The following is a 2,164-nucleotide window of genomic DNA, read 5'->3' on the forward strand; positions in this document are numbered from 1 at the left end:
CGAAAATAATCCGCCCTGATCCGAAAAAGCGCCCCGCATGCGAACCCCCGACGATCCATGATCGATATAGAATCATCAATCGCAGCCCCTGACGAGGGCTTTTTCAGCAGACTGCTAGCTGCACTCTGCTTCGATTAAGGCGCCAGCTAGATGGCTCTTCTGGCGCCAGCAAGGTTGCTCTCCTCAGAGGGGCCGCCTGATCGAGCGGCAGAGGCAATGGCGACGACCAAATTCATCAATGACGCCAACTCCGCATTACCGGCGGCAGCACGTGCCAGAACAAGCGTGGCGATCGCCGCTCGATTTTCAGGAGTCTGCATAGAAGTCGGTAGCGCTGCGACCGCTTCGTCAAAAATCCTTCCCAGGACCGTAAGGTCTTCCGGATCGTAGACACCACTGTATTGCTGCAACATTCGGCTCCGTATCATTATCGCGCTAGGGCGGCCGCACGTCGCTAAGACATTTGGCCAAAAGAAGACAGACCAACGACGTACGGCAATGAAGATGCGGTATGCGTTGAAGTGATGCCGTTGCGCAACACAGTCGCGCTTTGCTCTGTCCCGAACCCAGGTAGGCGATATCGGGCAAGCTTCTCTGAACAATTTGCGAGCACCGTTGCCTATGTGCAGCCGAAGCAACGAGGCGAGAAAGATGAACTCTCACATCCGAAGCACCGCTATGCTCACTCATGCCTGCAGGAAGCGCGGAGTCGTTGTGAGATCGACGCGGTCGCCGATGCTAATCCAAAAAACGATAGCCTCAACATTTCCTCAGCTTGGCTCGCATATCTGAATGTCCATCGCAAAGCGATGGCTGCTCTTTTGATTCCGTTTACAACGGATCGCAGCACCGTTACGAGAATGGCGGGAGGGCACCAATCTACCAGCGGCGGCGCTGCTCGACCTTCTCGCGCATGGTATACCAAATGATGGATACTCAGGCGGGCAATGTTCTTCCGAATTTCTGCAGCGATGAAGATGCTCATTGCGGATCGGCGATAAGGTGGTGCTCTGAGCGGCGGCGGAGCGCGCGACGGGCTGCGCGCACAAGGCAAATGGCTGGCCTCGATCAGGAAAGCCCTTGGTTTACATCGCACATGTTTGCCGTCTTGCTCGAAGCGGACCGCTGCCGGCGCGGGCACTGTAGTCAGGAAGCACTCTCACGAGGGACGGCGTTCATGCCTCTTGTAGAGGCGCTCGTCAAGAGGTTGCGGGGCAGAGAGCGGTGTGAGGACCAGGGTCAGGCGGCTCTCATGAAATGCGCGCAGACGAAGTTCGAGCAAGAGGTAGGCATTCGAGCCGAGTTCATGCCGGAGCCGCCAGCGAAGACCTTGCAGCATACTTTCCGAGACTGCACCCGCGATGAAGGAGGGCCGGCTCATCACCAAGGATGTGGGCGTAACCGGCTTGAAGCGAGGAGGAGGGCGATGAGACGCTTTAAGTGATCTAGGGGCGCCGAGAGCTTTGTGTGGTCTCAGGCAGGGGAGTCATGCGGGACGCCTCTTCCAACAATATCTCCCGCATCCAGATGCATGCCGGATTATTGTTGTGAAAAGCGGGCCATTGAACGGCCTCGGTAAATGCGGGAAGTGACCGCGGAAGTGCGACGATCTGCAGGGGCATCGTCTGCGCGAAATGCTCAACCAGCCTTGAGGGCATCGTAGCTATGCGCCCCGTGTCCAATAGTACAGGCGGGATCATGCCAAAGCTCTGCACGACGACCTCAATGCGTCTCTTGACACCATGCTCAAGTAAGAACCATTCCGCGATGGAGGGCCTTCGCGCACGCCCGAACTTCACTGCGACATGCCCCATTGACATGTATTTGTCGAATGCAAGCTGCGGTGGCAGCCGTTTATTCGTGTGGCAGCCTACGCACACGAGCCGCTCCTCGAACAATGCCGCTTTAGGATGCGCGCTCGACATGAACAATTCTGGCAAGATAAGAAAATCGACTTCACCCCGCCGGAGAAGCTCATCGGTCTCATCGGCGAGTGGCAACAATTCGAAAGTGACGGCGGGAGCTTCTCGTGCGCCTCAGCCGAGGAACTCCATGCGGCGGCGGCGCTCTCAATCTTGTGCTCGCGCAGGAAGCGCCAGACATATTGAACGTCGACGTCGCCCAGCGCCTCCGCCAGCAGGGGGCCGTTCCAGCGCGCAAACCC

At 57.7% G+C, this 2,164-nt stretch carries 1 protein-coding gene and 2 pseudogenes; all 3 read right to left on the bottom strand.

Translation table 11 applies throughout. From position 1 onward, the window contains the following. Positions 1–146: 146 nt before the first annotated feature. Positions 147–413, bottom strand: coding sequence for a hypothetical protein (locus YY7_RS56235; protein ID WP_196237468.1), 267 nt, complete (start codon positions 411–413; stop codon positions 147–149). Positions 414–1,445: 1,032 nt separating this feature from the next. Then, positions 1,446–2,033, bottom strand: a pseudogene (locus YY7_RS56240) (LysR substrate-binding domain-containing protein); the annotation flags it as partial. Between the two features lie 8 nt (positions 2,034–2,041). Then, positions 2,042–2,164, bottom strand: a pseudogene (locus YY7_RS65460) (IS630 family transposase); the annotation flags it as partial.

Source organism: Bradyrhizobium elkanii WSM2783, from assembly GCF_000472865.1.
Lineage (GTDB): Bacteria > Pseudomonadota > Alphaproteobacteria > Rhizobiales > Xanthobacteraceae > Bradyrhizobium > Bradyrhizobium elkanii_A.